Source organism: Bacillus cereus group sp. BfR-BA-01381, assembly GCF_022663555.1.
Lineage (GTDB): Bacteria > Bacillota > Bacilli > Bacillales > Bacillaceae_G > Bacillus_A > Bacillus_A pacificus.
Window position 1 is genome coordinate 1 of the sequence record NZ_JAKUFR010000368.1, and the last position, 209, is coordinate 209.

Sequence of the window (209 nt, forward strand, 5' to 3'; positions counted from 1 at the left end):
CGCGGCGTTGCTCCGTCAGACTTTCGTCCATTGCGGAAGATTCCCTACTGCTGCCTCCCGTAGGAGTCTGGGCCGTGTCTCAGTCCCAGTGTGGCCGATCACCCTCTCAGGGCGGCTACGCATCGTTGCCTTGGTGAGCCGTTACCTCACCAACTAGCTAATGCGACGCGGGTCCATCCATAAGTGACAGCCGAAGCCGCCTTTCAATT

The 209-nt window shown here is 59.3% G+C and carries 1 rRNA gene; it reads right to left on the reverse strand.

Annotated elements, in window-relative coordinates:
- A 16S ribosomal RNA gene (locus tag MR079_RS29080) occupies positions 1–209 on the reverse strand; the annotation flags it as partial.